This is a genomic window from Bradyrhizobium iriomotense (assembly GCF_018129405.1).
GTDB lineage: Bacteria > Pseudomonadota > Alphaproteobacteria > Rhizobiales > Xanthobacteraceae > Bradyrhizobium > Bradyrhizobium iriomotense_B.
Map to the genome: position 1 here is coordinate 997,586 of NZ_JAFCLP010000001.1, position 26,182 is coordinate 1,023,767.

Sequence of the window (26,182 nt, forward strand, 5' to 3'; positions counted from 1 at the left end):
GGGGAGCCTCCGCGGGGACGGTGAGAGTTCAACTCGCGGAGAGCCCCCTCACCCGGATTACATCTTCGATGCAATCCGGCCTCTCCCCGCAAGCGGGGAGAGGCGAAGAGAATGCTGCGACTACCGCTTCCAGTTGCAGATGCCGCCGCTGCGGCACGGCCAGGTCTGGATGCGGGTGTCCATGGCCTGCGCGTCGAGCGGATTGCCGCGGCGATGCGCGAGCTTGGTGCGGGCAGCGCCGCGGGGCTGCGTGCTCTTCGTATGCGCGACCTTCGGCTCCGGCACGTGCACGCGTTCGGCCGCGACCTTCTTCGGCACATCCATCGGCTCGACCCTAGCCTGCGCCTCGTTGCCGCCCTTCGCCTCGAGTGCGACCGGCGCGAATTGCGTCTCGGGCCCGAGTCGCTTCGGCGACAGCACCGCCTTGGAGAGATCGAGACCGAGATATTCGTCAGGCTTGTAGTCGTCAGCGCGCGCCATGCCACCCCACGCAACGGCGAGGGCTACGGCAACGGCAAAAGTAACGCTTTTCAGGACCACGGACGCCTCCTGAAATTGAATTATTAAGGGGTAATTTACCCCTATTTAGGAGGCGTCGCGCGGAATTCCAGCGGCCGGTTGCCGCCGTGGTTAAGAAGTTGGCGGTGTCAAGCGACCTTTCGCGTCGCCCCCGTCCCATCCAGGAACCCCATCAGGCGGCCGCGGATGATGGTTTCCGCCTCGTTCATGATGCGATCGATGAGTTCCTTGCAGGAGGGGATGTCGCGGATGAGGCCGGCGACCATGCCGCAGCTCCAGGCACCGGCGTCCATCTGTCCCTCCAGCATGATCCTGGGATAGACGCCGGCGACCTGGTCGTGAATGTCGTCGATGGTGAGCTTGGCGCCCTTCTCGCGCTCGATCTCGATCAGGCGATCGACATTGGCATTCTTCAGCACGCGTTCAGTGTTGCGCAGGGCGCGCATGATGAGCCGGGTGTCGAGCTCGGTCGCTGCAACAAGCGCGTTCTTCACGTTCTGATGCACCGGGGCTTCCTTGGTCGCGATAAAGCGCGTGCCCATGTTCATGCCGGCCGCGCCCAGCGAGAGCGCCGCGACGAGACTGCGCCCGTCGGCCATGCCGCCGGAGGCCACGAACGGGATCTTCAACTCCTCCGCCGCGCGCGGCAGCAGGATCATGTTGGGGATGTCGTCCTCGCCGGGATGGCCGCCACACTCGAAGCCGTCGACGCTGACGGCATCGCAGCCGATGCGCTCGGCCTTCAGCGAATGACGGACCGAGGTGCATTTGTGGATCACCTTGATGCCGGCAGCCTTCAGCGCCGGCATGTAGGCTTCCGGGCTGCGGCCCGCGGTCTCCACCGCCTTGATGCCGCCCTCGACGATGGCGGCGATATATTCCGGATAGGGTGGCGCAGAGAAGGCCGGCAGAAAGGTCAGATTCACGCCGAACGGCTTGTCGGTCACGTCGCGGCAGCGCGCGATCTCTTTCGCCAGCAATTCCGGCGTTTTCTGCGTGAGGCCGGTGATGATGCCGAGCCCGCCGGCATTCGAGACGGCGGCGGCAAGCTCGGCAAAGCCGACGAAATGCATGCCGCCCTGGATGATCGGGTGCTCGATGCCGAACAGTTCGGTGATCGCAGTCTTCACGTAAGCTCCTCCCGGAATTTTTGCTTGGGTTGGGATCAGTCTAGCCGGACTTTTGCGCGGCGGTCACCATTTCTCTCCGAACGGCCTGATCTCCATCTCGAAGGTCCAGGCGCTCTTGGGCTGCTGATAGAGCTGCCAATAGGCGTCTGCGACCGACGACGGCGGCATCAGGAGATCGGGATTATCAAGTGCGTTCGGGCCGAGCGCCTCGAGCCGGCGCTGCCGCACCCATTCGGTGTCGACGCCGGAATCGATGATGAGATGGGCGACATGGATGTTCTTCGGCCCGAGCTCGCGCGCCATCGCCTGCGCCACCGCGCGCAGGCCGAACTTGGCGCTGGCGAAGGCGGCAAATCCGCTGCCGCCGCGCAAGGAGGCCGTCGCACCGGTGAAGAAGATGTTGCCGCCGCCGCGCGACAGCATCAGGCGCGCAGCTTCCCGGCCCGCGAGGAAGCCGGAATAGCAGGCCATCTCCCACACTTTCCGGAACACGCGCTCGGTGGTGTCGAGGATCGGGAAATTGACGTTGGCGCCGACATTGAAGATGCAGACCTCGAGCGGGGCATGCTTGTCGGCGTCGTTCAGGAACGAGACGACCTCGTCCTCCTTGCGTGCATCGAGCGAACGCGCGTGGATCTCGCCGCCTGAGGCCTCGATGTCCTTCACCAGCGGCGCCAGCTTGTCGCCGTTGCGGCGGCCGGCGAAGATCGAAAATCCTTCGGCGGCGAATTTCTTGGCGATCTCGGAGCCGATGAAATCGCCGGCCCCGATGACGGCTGCTGTGGCGTTTCGCTTGGGCAAGGTCGCCTCCTCCGCTGAGCGTGTGATTGAGTGGAAGGCTATAGTTCTAAAATGGAACTGTCAAACCTCCGAGCCAAATGCTAGCTTTGGCTATAAATTGTGTTGATCGTTCAAGTCAGTTCCTTTTTCTGACTGACTAGCGCTGCGCCGGAGACCGGATCATGAAGTGGGACACGCTGGATGAGGAGCCCTGCTCGCTTTCCCGAACCGTCGCCGTGGTCGGTGATCGCTGGACGCTGTTGATCCTGCGCGAATGCTTTCTGCGCGTGCGTCGGTTCGAGGCATTCCAGTCCTCGCTCCAGATCACGCGACACCTGCTCTCGGAGCGGCTGAAGAAGCTGGTTCGCTTCGGCATCCTGCGTCGCATCCCCTATTCCGAAGCGCCCAAGCGCTACGAGTACATCCTCACCCAGAAGGGCCTCGACCTCTACCCGATCATCATGGCGATGGTGCATTGGGGCGACACCCACATGGGCGACGAGCGCGGCCGCCCGCTGCTGCACCAGCATAAAACGTGCGGCAAGCTGTTCGACCCGGTGATGGTGTGCTCGGAATGCGGCGAAGTCCTGCATGCCAAGCAAGTGCATGTGCATGCGGGTCCGGGGCGGGAAGAAGCGGTGGGGTGAGCCCCAATGTCCCCGCGCCGGCGCGCCAAGGTTGATCGGGCGCAGCACGGCCGCCGTGGGGATCATCAGCACTGCCACTGCGCCCTCAAAAACGAAACGCGGCATGCGTGCCGCGCTCGTCGCGAATGTCCCACAGGAAGAGCGCTTGTCTCAGTGCGTCTTGGTCTCGTGCCATTTCTCGAGATCGGGTTTCACCTTGTTGTCCGATCCCTGCTCTTTCTCCGGATTGCCCTTCCAGGGCTTGTCCGTCTGGGCATGAGATCCCCAGTCATTCTGCTGCCGGGGATCGTCGTTGGGCCGTTCCTTGCTCATCGAATATCCTTCCGTGAAGCCCCTTACGCGAACGGAACACCGTAGTACGAGTTGATGCCCCGAACGGCGGCGTCATCGCTCCAGTTCCAATCGCTTTTCGCGCCGTATTTCGGCGCGCCTTCCAGCTCCTTGGCCGTGATGCCGGTGACGTAACCGCCGAGCTCGGTGTCGTATTTCAGCGACTGCCAGGGCAAGGGATAGTGATCATTACCGAGACCCAGGAATCCGCCGAACCCGAGCACGGCGTAGGACACCTTGCCGCTGATCTTGTCGATCATCACGCGTTCGATCGAGCCGATCTTGTTGCGGTCGGCACCGTAGACCGATGTTCCCTCGACCTTGTCGCTGCCGATCAAACGGCCCATCTCGCTGCGATCCAGCTCGCCTTGATTCAACATTGCAATTCTCCACTCAGCCGATCTGTGGACCAACCGGACAGGCGTGCGATCGTTCCGGTTCATGTTCCAGCGGCAGGTCGGGAACATCGCAGGGAACGAGCGGTTCTCTGGCGAGCGAGGATGTTCGTGGTTCTGGAAGTGAAGACCGACCCCGAGGTGCCGCCACTGCCGCCGCACATCACCTTGCAGCAGGCCAAGAACTTCTCGCTGGCGCTGATGAAAGGCGATCGGAACGAGAGCGGCGTCATCAAAGGTGCAGCCAGGCAGGTGCTCGAGACGATCCAGCCTGGAAAGGAGTGAGCCATGAGCGACTTTCGCGACATCCAGAACGGCGTCAACGATCCCGTCGATGGCGTCGATGTGAAGCAGCACTTCAACGACAACAAGACGCCGCACGAGCGCGCGCAGCGCCATGCGGACGTTCGCGCAGAGCCGACGGCCGCACCAGGCGAGCCGTTCCTGCCGGAAAGGCTGCGGCGCAAGCCGACCGATCCGATCAACCCGCGCACTGGCCGCCATCCGACCGATTAGGAACCTCGGTCCCGATCCCGTGTTGGTCGGCGCAAACATCGTGCGGCAAGCGCCCGCGCCGCCGGTTCAGAGGGACCGACCATGAAACGAACCGTCATTGCTCTCGCCTGCGTGCTTCTCGCAGGCCCCGCGCTCGCGCAGTCACTCGGCGAAAAGACCGGCGTCAATTCGGCGCTCGGCGTCGCGCCCACCACCGCCGACTTCGTCAAGGAAGTCGCCATCAGCGACATGTTCGAGATCGAGTCGAGCAAGCTCGCAGAGCAGAAGGGCAATGCGCAGGAAAAATCCTTCGCACAGCAGATGGTGACTGACCACACCAAGACCAGCGGCGAACTCAAGGGACTGGTCGGCAACGGCAAGGTCCAGGCGGCGCTGCCGACGGCGCTCGACAGCTCGCACCAGACCAAGCTCGATAAGCTCAAGGGCGCGAACGGCAAGGACTTCAGCTCCGACTACAATTCCTATCAAGTCAGCGCGCACGAAGACGCAGTGTCGCTGTTCGAGCGGTACGCCAAAGGCGGCGACAACGCCGAGCTTAAGGATTGGGCCGGCAAGACGCTGCCCGCGCTCAAGCACCATCTCCAGATGGCGAAGGAGCTCGGCAAGGCGCCGAGCGTCGGCCAGTCGAAGTGATTTCTCGAGGGCACCCATGGCCGCGCAGAAGTCGATAGATCCCGTCAGCCGCTACCCGAAACCGCCGTTCAAGAAGCAGTCGCAGCCCTGGCCCGGCCTTGCCGGCAAGATGGAGCCGCGGCCGGACCATGGCGAGACTAGCTACAAGGGCTCCGGCCGCCTCGCCGGCCGCAAGGCACTCATCACCGGCGGCGATTCCGGCATGGGCCGCGCCGCTGCGATCGCCTATGCACGCGAGGGTGCCGACGTCGCCATCAACTACTTCCCGAACGAAGAACCCGATGCCCAAGACGTCATCGCCCTGATCAAGAAGGAGGGACGCACCGGGCTTGCCATTCCCGGCGACCTCCGCAGCGAGGACTTCTGCAGGAAGCTGGTCGAGCAAGCCGTGCAGGGCCTCGGCGGCCTGGACATCGTCGTTTGCAACGCCGCGCGACAGCAGACCCGCGAGTCGATCCTCGACATCTCGTCCGAGGACTTCGACGCGACCATGAAGACCAACATCTACGCTCCCTTCTGGATCATCAAGGCGGCGCTGCCGCATCTGAAGCCGGGCTCGTGCATCATCGGCACGACGTCCGAGCAGGCTTACGATCCGTCTCCCGAGCTCTACGACTACGCACAGACCAAGGCCGCGACGATGAACTATGTGAAGTCGCTGGCCAAGCAGCTGGGTCCGAAGGGCATTCGCGTCAACGGCGTGGCACCCGGTCCGATCTGGACGCCGCTCCAGGTCTCCGGCGGCGCGACGATGGAGAAGCTGGAGAAGTTCGGCGGCATGACGCCACTCGGCCGCCCCGGCCAGCCCGCCGAACTCGCCTCCATCTACGTGCAGCTTGCCGCAGCCGATGCGAGCTACGCGACCGGTCAGGTCTATGGTGCTGCAGGCGGATCCGGACAGCCGTAACCGCAGGAACGATCATCGTCACCCAAGCTTTACAATCGTGTCATGGAGGACATTTCACCGATCGCGGACCGATGGCACTCGTAACAGTCAAACCCACTCGGATCGACACGGTGATCGCGAATGAGATCGCCGACCACACCAATTCAGGGCTGGAGCAGACAGCGCAGACGCTGACCTGGGCAGCCGACGAGCACGTGCTTCTGGCGCTTGCCGCTGCAGGATGGCTCTACGCCCAATTGCGCCGTCCGGAAGCACGTCCCGCCGCCAATCATATTCTGGCAGTGACGTTGGTGACTGCCATGATTCCGCACGCGCTGAAGTCCGTGTTCGACCAGACGAGACCTGACCGCATGACCGTTCGCGGTCACCGGAATGGCGTTCCCTTCTCCGGGCGAGCGCGGAATGCCTTCCCCTCCGGCCACGCCATGCACATGGGCGCGCTCGCCTCGGCGGCAGGACTGCTGCCGACGGGTCCGCGCCGCACGGTACGCGTCATTACGGTCGCGCTTTCGCTGACGCGCGTCGTGCTGCTGGCGCACTGGGCGAGCGATGTGGTAGCCGGGTTCTCGCTCGGCGTTGCCGTCGAACGACTGCTCAGGCCGCTCACATTGGCGAGGCGCCGGCATCACAGGCGGGTGAGGCCATGACCGAATATGTCGTGCGCTTCATCGCCGGCGGGGTGATCGTCTCAGTCTTCGCGATCCTTGGCGACATGCTGCGGCCAAAGAGTTTTGCCGGCCTGCTCGGCGCCGCACCCTCGGTCGCGCTCGCCACGCTGGCAATCGCGATCGTGCAGCATGGCAGAGCTTACGCCGCCGCCGAAAGCTGGACCATGATCTATGGCGCGATCGCGCTTGCCTGCTACAGCGTCGCCGTGTGCCATCTGCTGATGCGCTTTCGTTTTGCCGCGCTGCCCGCCACCATTCTCGCCTTCGCGGTATGGCTGGTCGTCGCCTTCGGTCTGCTCGCGAGCTTCGGAGGTGCCGCCTGATGCTGGTCGAGCTGTCCCCATCGGCGCTGGAGCAAACGCGCTGGTACGAATATGCTATTCGCTTCGTGCTCGGCGGAGTGGCGACAGTGTTGGCAGGCATCATGGGTGCCAGCTTCGGCACCTCCATAGGCGGGCTCTTCCTTGCCCTTCCCGCCATCTTCTGCGCCAGCGCAACGCTGATCGAAAGTCATGAGCGTCGGGCCAAGGAGAAGGCGGGTCTCGACGGCCGCCGGCGTGGGCAGGAGGCCGCAGCGCTCGACGCCGCCGGCGCCACCTTGGGAAGCATTGGTCTTGCTGCGTTCGCTGCGGTCTTCTACGTCACGGTCCCCGTGAGCAGCGTCGCGGCCTTCATCGCCGCCATCTTCGCCTGGGCCGTGGTTTCAGTCTCGGCATGGTGGATAAGACGGAAATTTCGCACCGTCTCGCATCGCCGGCCGTCCGAATCCTGGTCGCGATCAGCGCGGCGTCGAAGCGTCACGTAGCTTCAGGAATTCAAACATCTCCGCGGCGGCATGAAGCTGTTCGATGCGCGCGGCAACGGAATCCCGCTGAACGCCGACCGGCAGACTTGCAAGCTCGTGCTCGAGCCGCAGCCTCTGCGCGTCGAGACGTTGTTCGAATGTGTGGGGTTCAGACCGTCTTCGCATCGTCCGTCCTCGGAGGTTGGAGGCCCGGGCTGTTGGCCCAGCGCTCGACTTGATCGATGACCTTCTGGTGGCTCGGTCGCACCGGCTTAGGTGCTTCTGGCTCGTCGGAAAGCTTACGGGGTAACCTGACCTCATCCGTCATGGCCAATCTCCCTTCGCAGGAAAATGCGCCAGCACGGGACTCGTTTCAATATAACTTATTGATTTTGCTTGCTATTTCTACTCACTTGGCAACTTTGTCGACTCTTGTGGAACTCTCGCCAAGTTCGTTTGTTGAGCAAACTACTCAACTTACTCACTTTGCGTGATCGACCATGAAAGACCTTCGCGCCGAGCGCCTTCAGGTCATGCTCTCGCCGGAAGAGTTGGCCGCAGTTGACGATTTCCGGTTCAAGCACCGCATGCCGACCCGCGCTGCAGCGGTCCGCGAGCTGCTCAAGTTTGGGCTGGCAGCAGCGGGCGTCGACGCGGCTGCCGGCGTGAAGTCGAGTAATTTCGGCGTGTTCGGCCGCGGGCCAGAAGGCCACACTCAAACCGACCCGGAAGGCGGCAAGGAAGACTGATCACAGGCCTCGCAAGGCAAAACGGCCCCGGCACGGTGGGTGCCGGGGCCGTCCTTGGAGATTGCTTCCGGCGCACCGGGGGCATGCTAAACCGGAAGCAATCCGTCGACTCTTCGCGCGCGAATTCGTTCCTTGCGAGAATTCTCCAGCGTTCGAGCATGATCCTTCCGGAAAACCGCTTCACACGTTTCCGGATCACGCTCTACCCGGTCGGCGCGTCGCCGGAATCGTCCGGCATCACGCCGGAGCCCGGCGTCTTGTTCTTGTCGGTGAGGTCAGGATCGCGCGTCGCCTCTCGCGACGGCGAGCCCTTCGGGTTCGTCTTGTGCACCGTCTGGGCGCGCTGCTTGTCGCGCGGCTGCTCCTCCGCGCGCTTGTCCTTGACGATGCCGTGGTCGGAATGGGCCATGATATGCTCCCGCTTCTCTCTTGATCTATCGAAGCGGCTACGCATGTCGGCGCCGAATGTTCCGGACGCGAGCAGCAGCGCTAGCTATGCGCGGCATGAACGGCGGCCGACGCCTTCTCGAGATGCACCTGCCGTACCGTCGTCACCGTCGCGAACGCGACCGAGATGCCAAAGGCGAGAATGAGTGAAAGAAGGGCAAGACGTGGAGCCATTGCAAGAACTCCTTCTGGAATCAAAATCCACGCGGTCGACTGTTCCGGATGATCATGGATTGGTCGCTTGCGTTCCGTGCGCCGTCTCACACGTGGATTCACGAAGACGAGAGCCGCCTATGCCTCCTTGTTTTGGGGGATGCGGACCGTCACGGGCGGGATTTCGCCATCGAGCCAGTCCTGCTCCCTTGCAAGCGCCGTCCAGGCATCCGCCATGCGCGAAAATCGCTTGTAGGCGGGTTGCCCTTCCGCTCGCTCGGCGAGCTGCAGGCAGTTCTCGGCGTTATCCCTGAAAATGTCAGACTGCTTCATGAGGGAAGACGTGGGGACGGAACTCCTGCGTCGCAACCGCCCTACCGGATCTTAACGTTCGGGAACTTCGCACGGCATCGGTCATTGTCCATGGATGCGAGTTCTTGTCGCGATCATCCTGGTGTTCATTGGTAGCGCAGCGCTAGCCGACAGCACCGGCGAGCAAAGGCCGGATAACCGCGCGCCGACGGCCATTGACGTCATCAGCGGCCTCTACGAATTCAGCCGCTTTCAGCAGGGCCTTCTGGAGAGCACCGACCTGAAGGGCAATGCGGAGATGAAAAGCCTTGCCGCCTTGCGCGCCGAAGAAGCTGCGAAACGCGACAAGACCCTCAAGGAGATCCAGGAGGCGATCGGCACCGAGCCCCGCATCGGCAAGACGGCGGCGAGTGCTGGCCTCACCGAGCCCGACACTTCGGACGGACCGGCTTACGTCCGGACTTTCTATGCCGCGCAGATCCCCGAATATGAGGCAACCATCGCCCTGCTCGAACGCTATCTGAAAGCTCCCGACAATGCGGCTCTTGCAGTGTTCGCGCGCGGCCAACTGCCGCTGCTGCGCTCGCAGCTCAGGGACGCCGAGCGCACCATGGCCGACAAGTAGCCGGCCTTACTTGTCGTTCGGATGATGCTGCTGGCGGTCGCTCTCTTGGCTCAACCTCGGAGCCCCACTGCCCATTCCTGAGACCCGTGGGTTCGGGAGCAGCGAAAATGGTCGAAAGCCGGGAGCCGGAATCTTCTGAAATCCGATGGAACCATTGGCAGTCTTCGCCGTTAATCCGGCCGGGCTGAGCAAAGCAGGTTCCATTTCCACGCGCCGCAACCTTGGCGCTTGATTTCGAATTTGGCTGACGCTCTATTTTGATCAATTGCGTCTCGCCTTAGATTCGGCCAGCGCCTGCGGGGGAATCAAGTATGAGCGACCTCGATCCCGGAACTGCATCACGCTCCGGTCGTCGCGTCCCGAAACCCAAAACCAACGGAATGTCGGATCCGGACTCCCGGCCGGAATTGCTGCTCGCGCTACAAGCGATGCGCAGCGGCGATTTCTCGGTGCGCATGAGCGGCGACTATCTCGGCATCGACGGCAAGATTGCCGACACTTTTAACGAAATCATCGCCGCCAACCAGCGCATGGCGCAGCAGCTCGAACTGGTCGGCCAGGTGGTGGGGCGCGAGGGCAAGACCCGGCAGCGCGTGAAGTTCGGCCTCGCCTCCGGCTCCTGGGCGGACATGGAAGGCTCCGTCAACACCCTGATCGACGATCTGCTCTGGCCGACCCGTGAAGTGACGCGTGCGGTTGCGGCGGTGGCGCAAGGCGACCTGCTCGAGACCGTCAAGCTCGACGTCGACGGCCGTCCGCTCCGCGGCGAGTTCCTGCAGTCGGCGAACATCGTCAACACCATGATCAAGCAGCTCGGCGTGTTCACCTCCGAGGTGACGCGCGTGGCGCGCGAGGTCGGCACCGAAGGCAAGCTCGGCGGCCAGGCCCAGGTGCCGGAGGTGACCGGTGTCTGGAAGGACCTGACCGAGAGCGTCAACTCGATGGCGAACAACCTGACCAACCAGGTTCGCAACATCGCCGAGGTGACGATCGCGGTCGCCAACGGCGACTTGTCCAAGAAGATCACGGTCGACGTCCGCGGCGAGATCCTTCAGCTCAAGGAAGCCATCAACACGATGGTGGACCAGCTCCGCTCCTTCGCCTCGGAAGTCACGCGCGTCGCGCGCGAGGTCGGCACCGACGGCAAGCTCGGCGGCCAGGCGATCGTGCCCGGCGTCGCCGGCACCTGGAAGGATCTGACCGACTCCGTGAACGCGATGTGCGGCAACCTCACCGCACAGGTCCGCAACATCGCCAACGTCACCACGGCCGTGGCGCGCGGCGACCTCTCGCGCAAGATCACCGTGGACGTCCGCGGCGAAATCCTGGAGCTGAAGGACACCATCAACACCATGGTGGACCAGCTCAACTCCTTCGCCTCGGAAGTCACGCGTGTCGCGCGCGAGGTCGGCACCGAAGGCAAGCTCGGCGGCCAGGCCCAGGTGCCTGGCGTGGCCGGCACCTGGAAGGACTTGACCGACAACGTCAACTTCATGGCGTCGAACCTGACCGCGCAGGTCCGCAACATCGCCGATGTCGCGACCGCCATCGCCGGCGGCGACCTGTCGAAGAAGATCACCGTGAACGTCTCGGGCGAGATCCTTCAGCTGAAGGAAACGCTCAACACCATGGTGGACCAGCTCAACGCCTTCGCCGGCGAAGTCACCCGCGTCGCGCGCGAGGTCGGCACCGAAGGGCGGCTCGGCGGTCAGGCCAACGTGCTCGGCGTCGCCGGCACCTGGAAGGATCTCACGGAAAGCGTCAACTCGATGGCGTCGAACCTGACCGCCCAGGTCCGCAACATCGCCGAGGTGACGACGGCGGTCGCCGGCGGCGACTTGTCCAAGAAGATCACGGTGGACGTGCGTGGCGAAATCCTGGAGCTGAAGGACACCATCAACACCATGGTGGACCAGCTCAACGCCTTCGCCGGCGAAGTGACGCGTGTCGCGCGCGAGGTCGGCACCGAAGGCAAGCTCGGCGGCCAGGCCCAGGTGCGCGGCGTCGCCGGCACCTGGAAGGATCTGACGGACTCCGTCAACTCGATGGCCTCGAACCTGACCGGCCAGGTCCGCAACATCGCCGAAGTCGCCACCGCCGTCGCCAAGGGCGACCTGTCGAAGAAGATCACCGTGAACGTGTCGGGCGAAATCCTTCAGCTGAAGGAAACGCTCAACACCATGGTCGACCAGCTCAACGCCTTCGCCGGCGAAGTCACGCGCGTGGCGCGTGAAGTCGGCACCGAAGGCAAGCTCGGCGGCCAAGCCCAGGTGACGGGCGTCGCCGGCACCTGGAAAGACCTCACCGACAACGTCAACTCGATGGCGGGCAACCTCACCGCGCAGGTCCGCAACATCGCCGAGGTCGCAACCGCGATCGCCGGCGGCGACCTGTCGCGCAAGATCACCGTGGACGTCCGCGGCGAGATCCTTCAGCTCAAGGACACGCTGAACACGATGGTCGACCAGCTCAACCGCTTCGCGGGCGAGGTGACGCGCGTGGCGCGCGAGGTCGGCACCGAAGGCCGCCTCGGCGGCCAGGCCAACGTGCCCGGCGTCGCCGGCACCTGGAAGGATCTCACCGACAGCGTCAACTCGATGGCGGGCAACCTCACCGCCCAGGTCCGCAACATCGCCGAAGTGACGACCGCCGTGGCGCGCGGCGACTTGTCGCGCAAGATCACCGTGGACGTGAAGGGCGAAATCCTCGAGCTCAAGAACACCATCAACACCATGGTGGACCAGCTCAACGGTTTCGCCGGCGAAGTCACCCGCGTCGCGCGCGAGGTCGGCACCGAAGGCAAGCTCGGCGGTCAGGCCGAGGTGCCGGGCGTCGCCGGCACCTGGAAGGACCTCACCGACAACGTCAACTTCATGGCGTCGAACCTGACGGCCCAGGTCCGCAACATCGCCGAGGTCGCGACCGCGATCGCCGGCGGCGACCTTTCGAAGAAGATCACGGTGGACGTGCGCGGCGAGATCCTGCTCTTGAAGGATACGCTGAACACCATGGTGGAGCAGCTCCGCTCCTTTGCCGCCGAAGTGACGCGCGTGGCGCGCGAGGTCGGCACCGAAGGCCGGCTCGGCGGCCAGGCCGTCGTGCCCGGCGTCGGCGGCACCTGGAAGGACCTCACCGACAACGTCAACCTGCTCGCTGCGAACCTCACCACGCAGGTCCGCAACATCGCCGAAGTGACCACTGCCGTAGCGCGCGGCGACTTGTCCCGCAAGATCACCGTGGACGTGAAGGGCGAAATCCTCGAGCTGAAGAACACCATCAACACCATGGTGGACCAGCTCAACGCCTTCGCCGGCGAAGTCACGCGCGTGGCCCGCGAAGTCGGCACCGAGGGCGAGCTCGGCGGCCAGGCCCAGGTGCCCGGCGTCGCCGGCACCTGGAAGGATCTCACCGACACCGTCAACGTCATGGCGGCGAACCTGACCGAGCAGGTCCGCGGCATCGTCAAGGTGGTGACGGCGGTCGCCAACGGCGACCTCAAGCAGAACCTCACGGTGAAATCGAAGGGCGAGGTCGCAGCGCTCGCCGACACCATCAACAACATGACCGAGACGCTCGCAACCTTCGCCGATCAGGTGACCTCGGTGGCGCGCGAAGTCGGCGTCGAAGGCCGCCTCGGTGGCCAGGCCGACGTGCCGGGCGCTGCCGGCACCTGGAAGGACCTCACCGGCAACGTCAATCTCCTGGCCGCGAACCTCACCTCGCAGGTCCGCGCGATCGCGGAAGTCGCGACCGCCGTGACCAAGGGCGATCTGACGCGGTCGATCCAGGTCGATGCCCGCGGCGAAGTCGCGGAATTGAAAGACAACATCAACACGATGATCACGAACCTCCGTCTCACGACGGACGTGAACACCGAGCAGGACTGGTTGAAGACCAATCTCGCGAAATTCACCAACATGCTGCAGGGCCAGCGCGACCTCACCACCGTGGGCCGGCTGCTGCTGACCGAGCTGTCGCCGCTGGTGAACGCCCATACCGGCGTGATCTACCAGATCGAGAGCGAGGACAATCCGCAGCTCCTGCTGCTCGCCTCCTACGCCGGCGACGGCGTCTATCCCTATCAACGCGTGCTGCAATTCGGCGAGGGGCTGATCGGCCAGTGCGCGCTCGACAGACGCCCGCGGGTCGTCGCTGACATTCCGACGGACGTTGTGCCGATCAATTCCGCACTGTTCCGTGTCGCCCCGAAGAACCTCGTCGTGCTGCCGGTTCTGTTCGAAGGCCAGGTCAAGGCAGTGATCGAGCTCGCCTCGCTCGCGTCCTTCACGACCTCGCAAATGACGTTCCTGGAGCAGCTCACCGACTCCATCGGCATCGTGCTCAACTCGATCGAGGCGACGATGCAGACCGAAGGCCTGCTGAAACAGTCGCAGCAGCTCGCCGGCGAGCTTCAGACCCAGCAGCGCGAATTGCAGCAGACCAACGAGCAGCTCGAGCAGAAGGCGCAGCAACTCGCCGAGCGCAACGTCGAAGTCGAGCGCAAGAACCAGGAGATCGAGCAGGCCCGCCGCGCGCTGGAGGAAAAGGCGACCGAGCTCGCGCTGACCTCGAAGTACAAGTCCGAATTCCTCGCCAATATGAGCCACGAGCTGCGCACGCCGCTGAATTCGATCCTGATCCTCGGTCAGCAGCTCACCGACAATCCGGACGGCAACCTCACGGCCAAGCAGGTCGAGTTCGCCCGCACCATCCACGGCGCCGGCACCGACCTGCTCAACCTCATCAGCGACATCCTCGATCTCTCCAAGATCGAGTCCGGCACGGTGACGGTCGATGCCGAGGAGATCCTGACCGCGAACCTGCTCGAGACTGTCGGCCGGCCGTTCCGGCACGAGGCGGAGAACCGCGGCCTCTCGTTCAAGATCGACGTCGATCCGAACCTCGCACGCAGCATCGTCACCGATTCCAAGCGCCTGCAGCAGGTTCTGAAGAATCTGCTCTCCAACGCCTTCAAGTTCACCGCCGAAGGCGAAGTGCGCCTGAAGGTCGAGGCCGCGCTCGGCGGCTGGGGAACCGATCATCCGGTGCTGAACTCCGCGCCGGCCGTGATCGCGTTCGAGGTGTCCGATACCGGCATCGGCATTCCCCTGGAGAAGCAGAAGCTGATCTTCGAGGCGTTCCAGCAGGCCGACGCCGGCACCAGCCGTAAATATGGCGGCACCGGCCTTGGCCTTGCCATCAGCCGCGAGCTCGCAAGCCTGCTCGGCGGCGAAATCCATCTGCGCAGCGCGCCGGGCAAGGGCTCGACCTTCACGCTTTATCTGCCGCTGAAATATTCCGGACCGACGCTGGCACCGCGTGCCGCGCCGGCGCCGCAGCAATACAGCCAGCCGCCGGCGCTGCAGCCGGCCGCGCCGGAGCAGCAGCGCGTCATCGAGCAGCTGCCCGACGACCGTCTCAACCTCGAGCCCGGCGACAGCATCCTCTTGATCGTCGAGGACGACCCGCATTATGCGCGCGTGCTGGTCGACCTCGCGCGCGACAAGGGCTTCAAGGTGCTGGTCGCCGCGCGCGGTGCGGAGGCACTGGAGCTGGCCAAGCAGTACCAGCCGAGAGCGGTCTCGCTCGACGTGTTCCTGCCCGACATGCTCGGCTGGACGGTACTGAGCCAGCTCAAGCACAATCCGCTGACCCGCCATATCCCCGTGCAGATCATCACGCTCGACGAGGACCGCCAGCATGCGCTGGCGCGCGGCGCCTTCTCCTTCGTCAACAAGCCGACGACGACCGAAGGCGTCGCGGCTGCGCTGACGCAGATCAAGGAATATGCGCGTCCCAGGCGCAAGCGGCTGCTGATCGTCGAGGACAACGAGGCCGAGCAGCTCTCGATCCGCGAGTTGCTGCATCACGACGACATCGAGATCGTGGCGACCGACACCGGCGCCGGCGCACTCTCGATGCTGCGCGAGGCGCCCTGCGATTGTGTGGTGCTCGACCTCCGCCTGCCGGACATGAGCGGCTTCGAGGTACTGGACCAGATCCGCAATGACGAGGCGCTCTCGAATGTTCCGGTGGTGGTCTTCACCGGCCGCGAGCTTTCGGCGGAGGAAGATGCCGAGCTGCACACCATGGCGCGCAGCATCGTGGTCAAGGGCGTGGAATCGCCGGAACGTCTGCTCGACGAGACCGCGCTGTTCCTGCACCGCGTGATCACGGAACTTCCGGTCGAGAAGCAGCGCATGCTGGAGAAGCTGAACAGTTCCGACGAAGACCTGATCGGCAAGACCGCGCTGCTCGTCGACGACGACGCCCGGAACATCTTTGCGCTATCGAGCGTGCTGGAACGACGCGGCATGAAGGTGCTGACGGCGACGACAGGCAGCGAGGCCGTCACGCTGGTCGAATCCAACCCGGAGATCGCCATCGTGCTGATGGACATCATGATGCCGCAGATGGATGGCTATCAGACCATCGGCGTGATCCGCGAGAACCCGGCCTTCGCCCGCCTTCCGATCATCGCGCTGACCGCCAAGGCGATGAAAGGCGATCGCGAGAAATGCCTGGAAGCCGGTGCCTCCGACTACCTCGCAAAACCCGTCAACACCGATCAATTGCTGCTTGCGATCCGCATGTGGCTGCACCGCTGAGCTGGATCCGCGAATGGACCACGAAAAGGTCAACATCCTCCTCGTCGACGACCAGCCGGCCAAGCTGCTCGCCTACGAAGTGATATTGAAGGATCTCGGCGAGAACCTCGTGATCGCCTCGTCGGGGCGCGAGGCGCTGGAGGTGCTGCTCAAGACCGAGATCGCGGTGATCCTGGTCGACGTCTGCATGCCCGAGCTCGACGGCTTCGAGCTGGCGGCGATGATCCGGGAACACCCGCGCTTCCAGAAGACCGCAATGATCTTCATCTCGGCCATTCAGGTGAGCGACATCGACCGGTTGCGCGGTTACGAGATGGGCGCGGTCGACTACGTGCCGGTACCCGTGGTGCCGGAGGTGCTGCGCGCCAAGATCAAGGTGTTTTCCGAGCTCTACCGCAAGACCCGCGAGCTCGAACGGCTGAACCAGGAACTCGAGGACCGTGTCCGCGCGCGCACGGCGGAACTGGAGAATTCCACCGCCAAGCTGCGCGAGAGCGAGCAGCGCCGCAGCATGGCGATTGCCGCCGGCAAGATGGGATCGTGGGACTGGGACTGGATCAACGGCGACTGGATGTGGGACGAAGGCCAGTACCGCATCTTCGGCGTGACGCCGGAGACCTTCAACGTCACCTCGGCGAACATCCAAGCGCTGCTGCACCCCGATGACGTCGACCGGTTCGGCCAGGCGATTGCCGCGTTCAATAGTGGGGCGCGCGCCTATGAAGGGGAGTTCCGCGTCAGCCGGCCCGACGGTGAGGTGCGCTGGTGCGTCGGCACGGCGGCCGCGACGGTGGACCAGGCCGGCCGCGTGGTGCGCGTGAGCGGTGTCACCGTGGATATCACCGAACGCAAGCGTGCCGAGGAGCGGCAAAACCTGCTGGCGCGGGAAGTCGATCATCGCGCCAAGAATGCGCTGGCGCTGGCGCAATCGATCGTGCGCCTCACCCGGGCCGACGAGGTCAAGGCTTACGTCAACGCCGTCGAAGGGCGCATCAATGCGCTGGCGCGCGTGCACACGATCCTGTCGCTGTCGAGCTGGCAGGGCGCCGAGCTTTCCAAGCTGATCGACGAGGAGCTTGCACCCTATTCGCTCGGCGACCAGATCAAGCTCGCGGGCCCGGAGGTTCAGTTGCTGCCGACAACCGCGCAGACACTGGCGCTGGCGCTGCACGAGCTTTTCACCAACTCCGCCAAATATGGTGCACTGTCGACGCGGTCGGGCCGGCTCTTGATCGGCTGGCAGGTCGAGGAAGACCACCTCACGCTGACCTGGGAGGAATCCGGCGGCCCGCTGGTGAGGACGCCGAAGTCTCGTGGGTTCGGTACGCGGAGCCTGCTTGCGAGCGTCGAGTCCCAGCTCGGCGGGCGGGCGCAATTCGATTGGCGGGCCGAGGGCCTGTTATGCCGCCTGGACGTGCCGCTGACCCGCAAGGCCCCTGCCTCGGCAGCGCAGGGCAAGTTCGACGCCGACACCTCCCCCGAGCTGCAGCGCGCGTCCGGTTAACCGGACGCGGCGACTTTCGCGCGCAGGATCGACCGAGGTTCGTCGGCGACGCGCCCTTCGAGCCAGGCTTCCGTTTGTGCGAGATCGCGCAGCGCCATTGCATAGCGGCGGGCGGCGCTTCGCTCGGCACCGCGCGGCAGCTTGCGTGCCTTGCGCAACATGTCCGCGGCTGCATTCCGATAGGCCAGCGAGCGATAGAGATAGACGACCTTACCCATGTCGAGTGTCCCATGTTGATGGCACTCATCCTCGCAAGCCCGGCATGAACGCCGGATGAAGCGACGGATGACAATTCCTTCATGCGGATGGAACCCGCGATCATCGCCCGCGTTGCATGTGCAATCGAGGGTCGGTTCCATGCGTGCGAACAAGACACCCAAGAAGCCACCGAGCCTGATCTCTCCCACTGGCCTCATCAAGCTCGTGACACATGCGATGATGGGCGCTGCTCTCGGCCTCGCATTCGGCCTGGCGCTCCCCCTGTTCAATCCGGCGGTCGCCAATCTGCTCAATCACGGCGGAAGCCAGGCGATTCTGGTCTTCGCACTCACATTGGTGACGACGTTCGCGATCGGCGCGACGCTCACCGGCGTCGTGTTCATCATCGACGAGGACAAGGAATTTTGAAGCGCGCGTGAAACATGCGGGCGACTTTGTCGGGAACTCCTGTGACGAACGGCAGTTGGCTGCCTGCGTCAATTTAACTCAGGGAGTTCCCGCGCATGAAGACGACCAAGCTCGCTCTCGCCGTGATGTTGGCAACCGGCCTCGCCGCTGCCCCGTTTGCCGCACAGGCAAAATCGCACAAGGCGAAACATGAATCCTCGACCTCGTCCTCGCAGACGACCGGCGCCAACACGAAAACCAAGAGCCCCGATGCCTCCGGCCAGGGCGGCTCTGGCCCCGGCTCCGATCAGGGCGGCACCATGACCAAGGGCACGAGCACCGCCAAGTAGGACGCAGCTGCTCATCGAAGGTCCCGCCATCGCGGGGCCTTCTCGCTTTGGCATTCGATGCGATCTTTCTGACGCCACATCGCACGCGCTAGTGGCGTTGCATATCGGCGATGTTCAGTCCGCTCTCGCAGAATTCAGCTTCACGAGATGGTCGAGCTGCGCGCGCTTGCGCGCAATCAGGAGCTGGGCCGCAGCATCGTCCAGCCCCTCGCGCTGCAGTTGCCGGATCGCGGAGCCCAGTTCGAGAATCTCGGCGCGCAGTCTCAGGATCCGGTACGTGTCCGGGTCTTCCTCCACGACGCGCTCCCAAAGCTCTCAGCGGCGTGCGATCGTCCGCGCGGGATCTGCGACTTGCTTCAGCGAACGAAGCCGTACACGATCGCGGACATCCGGCAGGACATCGCCACCGCCAGCCGCTCTCCATTCGCCGATCAACAGGTTGATTTTCCGGCGCAGGTCCATCTGCGCCAGAGCCTTTTCCGTGCAGTCGCGATCCCGGTCGACGAGCTCGCGCACGGATGCCTCGACGTCGGCCATCTCCAACCTCAAGGCGCTGATTTTACGTCGAATTTCATTAATTCTGTTGTCCATGGCTTGTTAGAACAAAATAAGAACATATAGTCAAGTCGCGATTTCAGGATGGAGAGCGGAGATGCAGGTTCAGGGTAAATACGACGCCAAGGCTTTTCTCATGGAGCAAATGACACGGGCGCAAGGCCTGCGGCTGAAGCGGCTGAGCGAAGAGGCGTATCAGCCCGCGCAATATGCGCGGGATCTGTCCTTCGCCGAAGCCGCGCGCCGCATCCGGGTGCTGGAGGCCGAGATCGAGCTGGCGAACTCTTTCTAGACTGCGTCGCGCATTCGCAGCGTTGCATGCGCGCTCTCGGAACCATGTTTATGTCGAACGGTTCTCCCCGGCCAAGGGAGAAAATGCATGGCACGCAAGGCAAAGAAGCGTCGCTACTCGCGCAGCTCCGGAAGCGATGTCGAGAGCGAAATGCGTCGCTACAAGAAAGGCACCGCAAAGAGCGGCCGCGGCGGACGCGTGAAGAGCCGCAAGCAGGCGATCGCGATTGGACTCTCGAAGGCCCGCAAGAAGGGCAAGAAGGTCCCGAAGAAAGCGTCCAAGCGGAAGACGTCCAAGAAAGCGGCAAAGAAATCGTCGAAGCGCAAATCCAGCAAGCGGTGATGCTGACTCGCGTCAGATCATGCTGCCCGGCATGAAGCACCGGATCGAAATCCCGAACGCCGTCTTCACCGGCCAAACCATGGTGCGCCCCGCGCGGTTCGGTTCGGTGATGACGGCTTCATCCGGCACATCCACCCATTGACCGTCGAGGCGCACGCGATAATGCCCGTCGTGCGATTCCCAATCGGGGTCGGAGACGGCAAACCCATCGGCATCCGAGCAGCACGGGCCGAGATGGCTGCGCAGACTGTCGAACCACGGCTTGAGCGGTGAATTGGCATATCGGCCGTCGTCGCGCCCGAGGGCGCTACCGGTCGACAGCACGAGCGGCGCCACGAGCAGCGCACGTCTCAGCGAGAGCTTCAATCGAACCATGTCGGCACCGATCAAATGCGAACACCGGCGGGTTCCACAAAGCAGCCGGACGTTCGGAACTCCACCCCCTGCAGGTAATATGGACTCCAAAGTCTGACGAGCGAACGCGGCTTTTTCGGACGAACCCGTCACCAATGCTGCCGTTAACGAGAATGTTATCGTCGGCCTGTGGGTATCTTTCACGCCGGCACGAAAAAGGCGGCCCGCGGGCCGCCTTTTGAATTGCTGTTGAAGGCGAAAGACTTACGCGAGCGGCACGGCGACGAACCGGGTCGCCTCGGCGCCCTTCACCTGAAGCAGCACGCTGTTCTTGCCGGACGATTTCGCCTGCGCCAATTCGGCGCGGACGTCGCCGACGCTGGCGACGGGCTTACCGCCGACATTGAGGATGACGTCGCCGGTCTGGATGCCACGCTGTGCTGCCGGCCCCTTCGGATCGACCTCGGTAACGACGACACCCTTCTGGCCGGCGCCCTGCACCTCGCCGGCCGGCGCGAGGCTAAGCCCGAGGCGCGGCGTGCCCTTGTCCGGCTGCGCCTTGCCCTCGTCGGCTTTACCGCTTCCCTGGGCCTGCCGCTCGTTCGGCAACTCCCCAAGCGTGAGCGTTACCGTCTTGGCTCCGCCCTTGTGGAAGACATCGAGCTTCACGGACGTGCCCGGTGCCAGCGTTGCGATGGTGCGGGCAAGATCGCGGGAGTCCTTGATCGCGGTGCCGTTGACGGCGGTGATGACGTCACCCGCCTCGATGCCGGCCTTCGCCGCCGGGCTGCCGTCCTGCGGATTGTCGACGATCGCGCCGCGCGCCTCCTTCAGGCCGAGGCTGTCGGCGATGTCGGCGGTCACCGGCTGCACCTGCACGCCGAGCCAGCCGCGGGTCACCGCACCCTTGTCCTTCAACTGCGCGACGACGAGCTTTGCGGTCGTCGCCGGGATGTCGAAGCCGATCCCGACCGAGCCGCCGGACGGCGAGAAGATCGCCGTGTTCACGCCGATCACGTTGCCGTTCATGTCGAAAGCCGGACCGCCGGAATTGCCCTTGTTGATGGGCGCGTCGATCTGGATGAAGTCGTCATAGGGCCCGTTGCCGATGTCGCGGCCACTGGCCGAGACGATGCCGGCGGTCACGGTGCCGCCGAGGCCGAAGGGATTGCCGACCGCAACCACCCAGTCGCCGATCCGCGGCTTCTGGTCGGCGAATTTGACGAAGGGAAAGTCCTTCTTGCCGTCGACCTTGATCAGCGCAAGATCGGTCTTCGGATCGGTGCCGACCACCTTCGCGGTGTAGGTCGTGCCGTCGTCCATGGTGACTTGCACGGACTCGGCGTGGTCGACGACGTGATTGTTGGTCACGGCGTAGCCGTCGGCGGAGATGAAGAAGCCGGAGCCTTCGCCGGTGACCATCTGGTGACGCTGGCGCGGCATGCCGTTCATGCCGCCCGGGCCGCGGAAGCCGAACTGCCGCGAGAACTGGTCGAACGGCGAATCCTCGTCGGAGTCCATCCGGTTCTGTTGCAGCATCGCATTCTTGTCGTTGTCGCGGTCGATCTTGACCCGCACCGAGATCACGGCGGGCTTGACCTTGGCGACGAGGTCGGCGAAGCCCGGCGGGGTCGCGGCGGTTTCCGCGGCGTGCGCGGGCGAGACCAGGGAGGTCAGGCCGAACTGCGCGGACCCGGGAGAGCCGGCCAGCACGGCCACGCCAAGCGCGGCCACGGTGCCGAGCAGCGCAAGCCGGCGCGGTCTCAGGATCTTCCCGGTCGTGGTGGTGTCGGAATTGACGTGATCGTTCATGTCGAAATGTCCATGTTGGGTCAGGTGTCGCCTTGCACCCAACATGGTCGTTGCCACCTTACGGCGTTCCGTCCACGCGATTAAATCTTGGCAACGGTGCTGCGGCCGGCCAAAATCGCGGCTGCACATTTGATGCAGCTCAAGGCTGCCGCTCCGCGCAGTGGAAGACTGCAACTGTCGTACGATGTCGATCGGAGGCGCGCCATGTACAAAGACATTCTCGTCCACATCCCGACCGAGCGGCCGATGCGCACCGTGATCGAGGGCTCGATCTCGCTCGCGGCGCATCTCAACGCCCATCTCGACGCGGTCGCGGTCGGCTATGTCGCGAGCAGCGCGGCCTACGTCATGGACGGCGGTGCCGCCATGGCGGCCGTGTTCGAGCTCGAGCGCGAGCGCGCCCTGGAGCGGGCCGAGGCCGCGCTCGAGGTGTTCAAGAGCGAAGCGGCGAACGCCGGCATCTCCTACGCCTGCCATCCGCTCGGCGCGATCCCCGCCGATGCAGCCGGCTCGCTCGGTGCGATGGCGCGGCTGCACGATCTCAGCATCGTGCTCCAGCCCGATCCGGCGCAAGGCTCGTTCGACAACGAAGTGCCCGGCGAAATCCTGTTCCAGGCCGGCGGCCCGGTGCTGTTCCTGCCCTACACGTTCCGTGGTGCCTTCAAGGCGAGGCGGATCGGCATTTGCTGGGATGGCAGCCGCGTCGCCGCCCGCGCGATGCGCGACGCAGCGACGTTCCTGGCGCGTGCCGAGGGGATCATGCTCATCACGATCAACGAAGCCGATGCGGTCCCGGGCGAGGTGTCGGCCAGCAATCTGGCGAGGCATCTTGGCCGGCGCGGACTGTCGACCCACACGGTCGGTCTGTCAGCCGCCCGCTCCGACATCCAGCCGACCATCCTGTCGCTGGCGGCCGACGAGGGCCTCGATCTGCTGGTGATGGGCGGCTACGGCCATTCGCGGCTGCAGGAGCGCTTTCTCGGCGGCGTTACCCGGGCCATGCTGGAGGCCATGACAGTGCCGACGCTGATGTCGCATTGATCGATCCGCAACGGATTGATCACACGCCCCTGTCATTCGGATTGGCAACCGCATCCTTCAGCGGCGCGGGCATCGGGAAGTTCAGGTTCACGTTCTTGGGCGGAATCGGTTTCGTGAACCATTTCGCGTAGAGTTCTGCGAACTGGCCGCTCTTCATCATCGCGCCAAGCGTCCTGTCGACCAGCTCCTTGAAGTCCGGATCACCCTTCCGAATGATCAGTCCGTAAGGCTCCGTGCGCAGACTGTCGTCGATGATCCGCCAGTTGTCCGGCGTCTGGCTGTTGGCGATGAGGCCGGCGAGCAGGATGTCGTCCATCACGAACGCGTCGCTGCGTCCCGTCGTGAGAGCAAGGAACGACGCGGCGTGGTCCGGCGACAGCACCTGCTTGACCTCGAACTTCTTCTCCTGGCCGCGTGCCAGAAGCAGGGCAATTGACGTCGAGCCAGTGGTCAGCGCGACCGGCTTGTCCTTCAAGTCCTCGAACGCCCTGATCGGCCCATCCTTCCTGACCACCGCGCGAATGCTCGAAACGAAGATGGTGTTGCTGAAGGCCACCACCTTCTGCCGCTCCAGCGTGTTGGTGGCGGGACCGCAGACGATGTCGATGGTCCCGTTCTCGATCAGCGGAATCTGCGTGCTGAGTTGGATCGGCTGCAGCTTGGTCTGGAGCGAGGGAAGCTTCAGCTCGTCCTTCACGGCATCGACGATCCGCGCGCAAAGGTCCATCGCGAAGCCGACCGGCTTCTGATTGTCGTCGAGATAGGAGAACGGGACCGAGACATCGCGGTGCCCGAGCCGGATTTCGCCGGCCGCCTTGATCTTGGCCAGCGTCCCATCAGGAGCTTGAGCCAGAGCAGAGCCCGAGGCTGCAGTCAAAAACACAAGTGAATACAGCAGCCCCTTCATGGCCTCACTCCTAAATTGGATACAATCACACGATATTTTATACACTATCTTGCATAATCTACCAACTGATTTTATACAATCCATCCTGGGTCAACCGCGACGAGATGCCGGATGAAATCGGAAGCAGCGGCGAAGCAACGCAACGGCGGCCTTCACGGCTCGACGCCCGACACGGTCCGCGAGGCGCTGAGGCGCGCGATCAGCGCCGGCGAGCTCGCGCCTGGCATTCAGCTCCGGCAGGACGAGCTCGCCGAAAAATTCGGGACCAGCCGCATCCCCGTCAGAGAGGCGCTGCGGCAGTTGGAGGCCGAGGGCTTTGTGACGTTCCTGCCCAATCGCGGGGCGGTGGTCTCGGATCTCTCCATCGACGAGGTCGTCGAGCTGCTCGAAATCCGCATCGCGCTCGAATGCCACGCGCTGCGCCTTGCCATCCCGGCCATGGGCGACATCGATCTCGACGACGCCCGTGCAATCCTGCGCTCCTATGATGACGAACCCGATCCGGCGAAATGGGGCGCGTTCAACTGGCGCTTCCACAAGGCGCTCTACGCCCCCTGCAACAGCCCGCGCCTGCTCGCGATGATCGAGGCCAACTACGGCCACGTGGGCCGCTTCACGCGCGCGCTGGTCTCGCGCGCCACCGGCAAGGATCGACCCCAGCGCGAACATTACCAGTTGCTCGAATACTGCCGCGACGGCGACGTCGAGAAGGCCGTGCGCCTGCTGCGCGAGCACATCGTGCAGACGCAGAAGACGCTGCGATCGGCACAGCGGCATGCATCACGGGGCGAGACCGATTGATCTTGGGATCAATCCGCCCCCACCGCGTTCAAGGAGAGTCCGCTTGAAGACGAACGACGTCGAAATCCTGGTCATTGGTGCCGGCATGGCGGGCCTCGCCACGGCCTATTACCTCGCCGTCGAGCACAAGCGCGCGCGCCTGTTGATCGTGGACGAAGGCCAGCCGATGGCGCTGACGTCCGCCCAGTCTGGCGAGAACTATCGCAACTGGTGGCCGCATCCAACCATGGCGGCGTTCACTGACCACAGCACCGATCTGATGGAGGACATCGCACGGCGCACGGACAACCGCATCCACATGACGCGGCGCGGCTATCTTCTCGTGACACGAGAGGAAAAACCGGAAGAGCTGCTGCAGCAGTTGCATGCCGGCTATGGTGCCTCGGCCTCGAAGCTGATCCGCCTGCACGAGGGCGCAGCCAAGGACTATTCACCCCCGCTGTCGGCCGACTGGCAGACCGCGCCCGACGGCGTCGATGTGCTGATCGGCCGCGACCTCATCCACCAATATTACCCGGCCTTCGACAGGGAGGTCGCCGCTGCGCTGCATATCCGCAGGGCCGGCGACATCAGCGGTCAGCAGCTCGGCCAGTACATGCTGGAGACGATGCGCCCTTTGGGCGCCCAGTTTCAGCAGGCGCGCGTGGTCGGCATCGCCAAGGCCGACCGGTTCGTGGTCGACGTCATCGCCGATGGCGTGCGCCACACCATCAAGGCCGATATCATCGTCAATGCCGCCGGCCCGTTTGCGGCGCACATCGCAGCCATGCATGGCGAAGAGCTGCCGATCTTCAACGTGCTCCAGCAGAAGATCGCCTTCGTCGACCGCAACCGCGCGGTTGACCGGAAGATGCCGTTTGCGATCGATCTCGACGGCCAGACGCTGGCTTGGTCGGCCGACGAGCGCGAGGCATTGGCCGCGTCTCCGGAACTTGCCCGCCTGCTGGAGCCGATGCCGGGCAGCATTCATTGCCGTCCCGACGGCGGCGATCACGGTCAGTGGATCAAGCTCGGTTGGGCTTTCAACCCGGAGCCGGCCGAACCCACGCGCGAACCCGAACTCAATCCCTACTTCCCGGAGATCGTGCTGCGCGCCGCAAGCCGGCTTCAGCCCGCGCTCAGGCAATATCTCGGTGCCCTGCCCCGGGACCGGGTGCATTATGGCGGCTTCTATCCGATGACGAAGGAGAACTGGCCTCTGATCGGCGCGGCCAGAACGCCGGGCGTGTTCCTGACGACCGCCTTGTCGGGCTATGGCACCATGTCAGCATGCGCTGCCGGCGACCTCTGTGCACGCGCCCTGGTCGGCGCTCCGGCTCCGTCCTTTGCCGGCGTTCTCTCGCTCGCGCGTCACGAGAACAAGGCGCTCATGGACGAGCTTGAGAGCGCAGAGAGCCGCGGGCTGCTGTGATCAC

32 protein-coding genes and 1 pseudogene are annotated in these 26,182 nt (G+C 64.2%); 19 read left to right on the forward strand and 14 right to left on the reverse strand.

What is annotated here, in order from left to right; translation table 11 throughout:
* Positions 1-120 precede the first annotated feature (120 nt).
* The 3 genes from JQ592_RS04310 to JQ592_RS04320 form a co-directional block, all read right to left on the reverse strand.
* Entirely contained in the window at positions 121-540 is a 420-nt protein-coding gene (locus tag JQ592_RS04310; RefSeq protein WP_211401654.1) for a hypothetical protein, read from the reverse strand.
* Positions 541-647: 107 nt separating this feature from the next.
* Complete coding sequence (locus JQ592_RS04315; protein ID WP_211401655.1) at positions 648-1,649, reverse strand: NAD(P)H-dependent flavin oxidoreductase; 1,002 nt, start codon at positions 1,647-1,649, stop codon at positions 648-650.
* A 63-nt stretch (positions 1,650-1,712) separates the two neighbouring features.
* Positions 1,713-2,450 (reverse strand): SDR family oxidoreductase, encoded by a 738-nt coding sequence (locus JQ592_RS04320; RefSeq protein WP_211401656.1) that lies wholly within the window; start codon positions 2,448-2,450, stop codon positions 1,713-1,715.
* 161 nt (positions 2,451-2,611) lie between these two features.
* Here JQ592_RS04320 and JQ592_RS04325 point away from each other — a divergent pair, with 161 nt between their 5' ends.
* A complete protein-coding gene (locus tag JQ592_RS04325) occupies positions 2,612-3,076 on the forward strand; it encodes a winged helix-turn-helix transcriptional regulator (RefSeq protein ID WP_211401657.1) in 465 nt (154 codons plus the stop codon).
* A 150-nt stretch (positions 3,077-3,226) separates the two neighbouring features.
* On the opposite strand, the gene JQ592_RS04330 is transcribed toward JQ592_RS04325, so the two are convergent.
* Positions 3,227-3,388, reverse strand: a complete 162-nt coding sequence (locus JQ592_RS04330; RefSeq protein WP_183245360.1) for a hypothetical protein — start codon at positions 3,386-3,388, stop codon at positions 3,227-3,229.
* Positions 3,389-3,411: 23 nt separating this feature from the next.
* Entirely contained in the window at positions 3,412-3,786 is a 375-nt protein-coding gene (locus tag JQ592_RS04335) for a PRC-barrel domain-containing protein (RefSeq protein WP_211401658.1), read from the reverse strand.
* 114 nt (positions 3,787-3,900) lie between these two features.
* Between JQ592_RS04335 and JQ592_RS04340 the strand changes: the two are divergent.
* From JQ592_RS04340 to JQ592_RS04375, 8 genes and pseudogenes are all read left to right on the forward strand, one after another.
* Positions 3,901-4,086: pseudogene (locus JQ592_RS04340) on the forward strand (thiamine pyrophosphate-requiring protein); the annotation flags it as partial.
* A gap of 3 nt (positions 4,087-4,089) precedes the next feature.
* Positions 4,090-4,317 carry a hypothetical protein gene (locus JQ592_RS04345; protein ID WP_211401659.1) on the forward strand — a complete coding sequence of 76 codons (228 nt, stop codon included), beginning with the start codon at positions 4,090-4,092 and terminating at the stop codon, positions 4,315-4,317.
* 81 nt (positions 4,318-4,398) lie between these two features.
* On the forward strand, positions 4,399-4,950 hold the full coding sequence (locus JQ592_RS04350; RefSeq protein ID WP_211401660.1) for a DUF4142 domain-containing protein: 552 nt from the start codon (positions 4,399-4,401) through the stop codon (positions 4,948-4,950).
* 16 nt (positions 4,951-4,966) lie between these two features.
* Positions 4,967-5,857, forward strand: coding sequence for an SDR family oxidoreductase (locus JQ592_RS04355; RefSeq protein ID WP_211401661.1), 891 nt, complete (start codon positions 4,967-4,969; stop codon positions 5,855-5,857).
* 71 nt (positions 5,858-5,928) lie between these two features.
* Entirely contained in the window at positions 5,929-6,504 is a 576-nt protein-coding gene (locus tag JQ592_RS04360) for a phosphatase PAP2 family protein (RefSeq protein WP_211401662.1), read from the forward strand.
* The gene (locus tag JQ592_RS04365) at positions 6,501-6,848 is read left to right on the forward strand and encodes a DUF3147 family protein (RefSeq protein WP_211401663.1); all 348 of its coding nucleotides are present in this window, start codon (positions 6,501-6,503) and stop codon (positions 6,846-6,848) included. The genes JQ592_RS04360 and JQ592_RS04365 overlap by 4 nt, the downstream gene beginning before the upstream one ends.
* Complete coding sequence (locus JQ592_RS04370) at positions 6,848-7,330, forward strand: DUF3147 family protein (protein ID WP_211401664.1); 483 nt, start codon at positions 6,848-6,850, stop codon at positions 7,328-7,330. Before JQ592_RS04365 ends, JQ592_RS04370 begins: the two co-directional genes overlap by 1 nt.
* Before the next feature lie 479 nt (positions 7,331-7,809).
* Positions 7,810-8,058, forward strand: a complete 249-nt coding sequence (locus JQ592_RS04375) for a hypothetical protein (RefSeq protein WP_211401665.1) — start codon at positions 7,810-7,812, stop codon at positions 8,056-8,058.
* Between the two features lie 202 nt (positions 8,059-8,260).
* Here the strand turns inward: JQ592_RS04375 and JQ592_RS04380 are convergent, their stop codons facing one another.
* From JQ592_RS04380 to JQ592_RS04385, 3 genes are all read right to left on the reverse strand, one after another.
* A complete protein-coding gene (locus JQ592_RS04380) occupies positions 8,261-8,467 on the reverse strand; it encodes a hypothetical protein (RefSeq protein WP_183245369.1) in 207 nt (68 codons plus the stop codon).
* 80 nt (positions 8,468-8,547) lie between these two features.
* On the reverse strand, positions 8,548-8,679 hold the full coding sequence (locus tag JQ592_RS38555; RefSeq protein WP_283816077.1) for a hypothetical protein: 132 nt from the start codon (positions 8,677-8,679) through the stop codon (positions 8,548-8,550).
* Positions 8,680-8,796: 117 nt separating this feature from the next.
* Positions 8,797-8,991: a hypothetical protein gene (locus tag JQ592_RS04385; protein WP_211401666.1), complete on the reverse strand. Its 195-nt coding sequence runs from the start codon at positions 8,989-8,991 to the stop codon at positions 8,797-8,799.
* A 94-nt stretch (positions 8,992-9,085) separates the two neighbouring features.
* Between JQ592_RS04385 and JQ592_RS04390 the strand changes: the two genes are divergently transcribed.
* From JQ592_RS04390 to JQ592_RS04400, 3 genes are all read left to right on the forward strand, one after another.
* Positions 9,086-9,595 (forward strand): DUF4142 domain-containing protein, encoded by a 510-nt coding sequence (locus tag JQ592_RS04390; protein ID WP_211401667.1) that lies wholly within the window; start codon positions 9,086-9,088, stop codon positions 9,593-9,595.
* A 311-nt stretch (positions 9,596-9,906) separates the two neighbouring features.
* The gene (locus JQ592_RS04395; protein WP_211401668.1) at positions 9,907-16,203 is read left to right on the forward strand and encodes a HAMP domain-containing protein; all 6,297 of its coding nucleotides are present in this window, start codon (positions 9,907-9,909) and stop codon (positions 16,201-16,203) included.
* A gap of 13 nt (positions 16,204-16,216) precedes the next feature.
* Positions 16,217-17,707 (forward strand): HWE histidine kinase domain-containing protein, encoded by a 1,491-nt coding sequence (locus JQ592_RS04400; protein WP_211401669.1) that lies wholly within the window; start codon positions 16,217-16,219, stop codon positions 17,705-17,707.
* On the opposite strand, the gene JQ592_RS04405 is transcribed toward JQ592_RS04400, so the two are convergent.
* On the reverse strand, positions 17,704-17,925 hold the full coding sequence (locus JQ592_RS04405; protein ID WP_211401670.1) for a hypothetical protein: 222 nt from the start codon (positions 17,923-17,925) through the stop codon (positions 17,704-17,706). The two genes, JQ592_RS04400 and JQ592_RS04405, sit on opposite strands and share 4 nt — an antisense overlap.
* Positions 17,926-18,064: 139 nt before the next feature.
* Here JQ592_RS04405 and JQ592_RS04410 point away from each other — a divergent pair, with 139 nt between their 5' ends.
* Together JQ592_RS04410 and JQ592_RS04415 are read left to right on the forward strand one after the other, a co-directional pair.
* Positions 18,065-18,334 (forward strand): hypothetical protein, encoded by a 270-nt coding sequence (locus tag JQ592_RS04410; RefSeq protein ID WP_211401671.1) that lies wholly within the window; start codon positions 18,065-18,067, stop codon positions 18,332-18,334.
* A 95-nt stretch (positions 18,335-18,429) separates the two neighbouring features.
* Entirely contained in the window at positions 18,430-18,663 is a 234-nt protein-coding gene (locus JQ592_RS04415) for a hypothetical protein (protein ID WP_211401672.1), read from the forward strand.
* Positions 18,664-18,777: 114 nt separating this feature from the next.
* Here the strand turns inward: JQ592_RS04415 and JQ592_RS04420 are convergent, their stop codons facing one another.
* Positions 18,778-18,960: a hypothetical protein gene (locus JQ592_RS04420; RefSeq protein WP_211401673.1), complete on the reverse strand. Its 183-nt coding sequence runs from the start codon at positions 18,958-18,960 to the stop codon at positions 18,778-18,780.
* Between the two features lie 18 nt (positions 18,961-18,978).
* Complete coding sequence (locus JQ592_RS04425) at positions 18,979-19,200, reverse strand: hypothetical protein (RefSeq protein ID WP_211401674.1); 222 nt, start codon at positions 19,198-19,200, stop codon at positions 18,979-18,981.
* Positions 19,201-19,315: 115 nt separating this feature from the next.
* Between JQ592_RS04425 and JQ592_RS04430 the strand changes: the two genes are divergently transcribed.
* On the forward strand, positions 19,316-19,510 hold the full coding sequence (locus JQ592_RS04430; RefSeq protein WP_130370313.1) for a DUF3072 domain-containing protein: 195 nt from the start codon (positions 19,316-19,318) through the stop codon (positions 19,508-19,510).
* 87 nt (positions 19,511-19,597) lie between these two features.
* Positions 19,598-19,852, forward strand: coding sequence for a DUF6496 domain-containing protein (locus tag JQ592_RS04435; RefSeq protein ID WP_211401675.1), 255 nt, complete (start codon positions 19,598-19,600; stop codon positions 19,850-19,852).
* A 12-nt stretch (positions 19,853-19,864) separates the two neighbouring features.
* On the opposite strand, the gene JQ592_RS04440 is transcribed toward JQ592_RS04435, so the two are convergent.
* On the reverse strand, positions 19,865-20,227 hold the full coding sequence (locus tag JQ592_RS04440; protein ID WP_211401765.1) for a hypothetical protein: 363 nt from the start codon (positions 20,225-20,227) through the stop codon (positions 19,865-19,867).
* A gap of 243 nt (positions 20,228-20,470) precedes the next feature.
* The gene (locus tag JQ592_RS04445; protein ID WP_211401676.1) at positions 20,471-22,018 is read right to left on the reverse strand and encodes a Do family serine endopeptidase; all 1,548 of its coding nucleotides are present in this window, start codon (positions 22,016-22,018) and stop codon (positions 20,471-20,473) included.
* A 204-nt stretch (positions 22,019-22,222) separates the two neighbouring features.
* On the opposite strand from JQ592_RS04445, the gene JQ592_RS04450 reads away from it, so the two are divergent.
* Entirely contained in the window at positions 22,223-23,059 is an 837-nt protein-coding gene (locus tag JQ592_RS04450; protein ID WP_211401677.1) for a universal stress protein, read from the forward strand.
* Positions 23,060-23,078: 19 nt separating this feature from the next.
* Here the strand turns inward: JQ592_RS04450 and JQ592_RS04455 are convergent, their stop codons facing one another.
* Positions 23,079-23,966: a transporter substrate-binding domain-containing protein gene (locus JQ592_RS04455; protein WP_211401678.1), complete on the reverse strand. Its 888-nt coding sequence runs from the start codon at positions 23,964-23,966 to the stop codon at positions 23,079-23,081.
* 111 nt (positions 23,967-24,077) lie between these two features.
* Here JQ592_RS04455 and JQ592_RS04460 point away from each other — a divergent pair, with 111 nt between their 5' ends.
* Positions 24,078-24,767 (forward strand): GntR family transcriptional regulator, encoded by a 690-nt coding sequence (locus JQ592_RS04460; protein WP_211401679.1) that lies wholly within the window; start codon positions 24,078-24,080, stop codon positions 24,765-24,767.
* Positions 24,768-24,810: 43 nt separating this feature from the next.
* Positions 24,811-26,178, forward strand: coding sequence for an NAD(P)/FAD-dependent oxidoreductase (locus JQ592_RS04465; protein WP_211401680.1), 1,368 nt, complete (start codon positions 24,811-24,813; stop codon positions 26,176-26,178).
* Positions 26,179-26,182: the final 4 nt, after the last annotated feature.

What these genes read in the sequence shown, in the direction of transcription:
- JQ592_RS04370 (WP_211401664.1), top strand. Translation starts at nt 6,848, where the DNA reads ATGCTGGTCGAGCTGTCCCCATCGGCGCTGGAGCAAACGCGCTGGTAC.
- JQ592_RS04380 (WP_183245369.1), bottom strand. Translation starts at nt 8,467, where the DNA reads ATGGCCCATTCCGACCACGGCATCGTCAAGGACAAGCGCGCGGAGGAG.
- JQ592_RS04455 (WP_211401678.1), bottom strand. Translation starts at nt 23,966, where the DNA reads ATGAAGGGGCTGCTGTATTCACTTGTGTTTTTGACTGCAGCCTCGGGC.
- JQ592_RS04440 (WP_211401765.1), bottom strand. Translation starts at nt 20,227, where the DNA reads ATGGTTCGATTGAAGCTCTCGCTGAGACGTGCGCTGCTCGTGGCGCCG.
- JQ592_RS04435 (WP_211401675.1), top strand. Translation starts at nt 19,598, where the DNA reads ATGGCACGCAAGGCAAAGAAGCGTCGCTACTCGCGCAGCTCCGGAAGC.
- JQ592_RS04460 (WP_211401679.1), top strand. Translation starts at nt 24,078, where the DNA reads ATGAAATCGGAAGCAGCGGCGAAGCAACGCAACGGCGGCCTTCACGGC.
- JQ592_RS04400 (WP_211401669.1), top strand. Translation starts at nt 16,217, where the DNA reads ATGGACCACGAAAAGGTCAACATCCTCCTCGTCGACGACCAGCCGGCC.
- JQ592_RS38555 (WP_283816077.1), bottom strand. Translation starts at nt 8,679, where the DNA reads ATGGCTCCACGTCTTGCCCTTCTTTCACTCATTCTCGCCTTTGGCATC.
- JQ592_RS04330 (WP_183245360.1), bottom strand. Translation starts at nt 3,388, where the DNA reads ATGAGCAAGGAACGGCCCAACGACGATCCCCGGCAGCAGAATGACTGG.
- JQ592_RS04335 (WP_211401658.1), bottom strand. Translation starts at nt 3,786, where the DNA reads ATGTTGAATCAAGGCGAGCTGGATCGCAGCGAGATGGGCCGTTTGATC.
- JQ592_RS04385 (WP_211401666.1), bottom strand. Translation starts at nt 8,991, where the DNA reads ATGAAGCAGTCTGACATTTTCAGGGATAACGCCGAGAACTGCCTGCAG.
- JQ592_RS04360 (WP_211401662.1), top strand. Translation starts at nt 5,929, where the DNA reads ATGGCACTCGTAACAGTCAAACCCACTCGGATCGACACGGTGATCGCG.
- JQ592_RS04415 (WP_211401672.1), top strand. Translation starts at nt 18,430, where the DNA reads ATGAAGACGACCAAGCTCGCTCTCGCCGTGATGTTGGCAACCGGCCTC.
- JQ592_RS04365 (WP_211401663.1), top strand. Translation starts at nt 6,501, where the DNA reads ATGACCGAATATGTCGTGCGCTTCATCGCCGGCGGGGTGATCGTCTCA.
- JQ592_RS04350 (WP_211401660.1), top strand. Translation starts at nt 4,399, where the DNA reads ATGAAACGAACCGTCATTGCTCTCGCCTGCGTGCTTCTCGCAGGCCCC.
- JQ592_RS04425 (WP_211401674.1), bottom strand. Translation starts at nt 19,200, where the DNA reads ATGGCCGACGTCGAGGCATCCGTGCGCGAGCTCGTCGACCGGGATCGC.
- JQ592_RS04395 (WP_211401668.1), top strand. Translation starts at nt 9,907, where the DNA reads ATGAGCGACCTCGATCCCGGAACTGCATCACGCTCCGGTCGTCGCGTC.
- JQ592_RS04430 (WP_130370313.1), top strand. Translation starts at nt 19,316, where the DNA reads ATGCAGGTTCAGGGTAAATACGACGCCAAGGCTTTTCTCATGGAGCAA.
- JQ592_RS04445 (WP_211401676.1), bottom strand. Translation starts at nt 22,018, where the DNA reads ATGAACGATCACGTCAATTCCGACACCACCACGACCGGGAAGATCCTG.
- JQ592_RS04355 (WP_211401661.1), top strand. Translation starts at nt 4,967, where the DNA reads ATGGCCGCGCAGAAGTCGATAGATCCCGTCAGCCGCTACCCGAAACCG.
- JQ592_RS04450 (WP_211401677.1), top strand. Translation starts at nt 22,223, where the DNA reads ATGTACAAAGACATTCTCGTCCACATCCCGACCGAGCGGCCGATGCGC.
- JQ592_RS04325 (WP_211401657.1), top strand. Translation starts at nt 2,612, where the DNA reads ATGAAGTGGGACACGCTGGATGAGGAGCCCTGCTCGCTTTCCCGAACC.
- JQ592_RS04390 (WP_211401667.1), top strand. Translation starts at nt 9,086, where the DNA reads ATGCGAGTTCTTGTCGCGATCATCCTGGTGTTCATTGGTAGCGCAGCG.
- JQ592_RS04345 (WP_211401659.1), top strand. Translation starts at nt 4,090, where the DNA reads ATGAGCGACTTTCGCGACATCCAGAACGGCGTCAACGATCCCGTCGAT.
- JQ592_RS04375 (WP_211401665.1), top strand. Translation starts at nt 7,810, where the DNA reads ATGAAAGACCTTCGCGCCGAGCGCCTTCAGGTCATGCTCTCGCCGGAA.
- JQ592_RS04410 (WP_211401671.1), top strand. Translation starts at nt 18,065, where the DNA reads ATGCGTGCGAACAAGACACCCAAGAAGCCACCGAGCCTGATCTCTCCC.
- JQ592_RS04405 (WP_211401670.1), bottom strand. Translation starts at nt 17,925, where the DNA reads ATGGGTAAGGTCGTCTATCTCTATCGCTCGCTGGCCTATCGGAATGCA.